This is a genomic window from Enterocloster aldenensis (genome assembly GCF_003434055.1).
Lineage (GTDB): Bacteria > Bacillota > Clostridia > Lachnospirales > Lachnospiraceae > Enterocloster > Enterocloster aldenensis.
In genome coordinates, this window is sequence record NZ_QVEX01000051.1 from 791 (window position 1) to 1074 (window position 284).

Here is a 284-nt window from a genome sequence, read left to right on the forward strand (position 1 = left end):
AAGTGGACTCGAACCACCGACCTCACGCTTATCAGGCGTGCGCTCTAACCACCTGAGCTATGCGCCCATTATGCTTTACATAACGGCACTCAAGCTGTTCGTCTTCCTTCGTCCCTTGGTGGAGATGAGGAGAATCGAACTCCTGACCCCCTGCTTGCAAAGCAGGTGCTCTCCCAGCTGAGCTACACCCCCATATGCAGGGACTAGGTACTCCATTGTGCTGTTTTAAAGATACTGTTTCCAGCATCCTCAAAATTGAACAAAAACTACTTTCTTAAACCTTT

1 tRNA gene is annotated in these 284 nt (G+C 48.9%); it reads right to left on the reverse strand.

Annotation, left to right across the window (positions count from 1 at the left end):
• Positions 1–116: 116 nt before the first annotated feature.
• Positions 117–192 (reverse strand) — tRNA-Ala (locus tag DWX59_RS28440).
• Positions 193–284 lie beyond the last annotated feature (92 nt).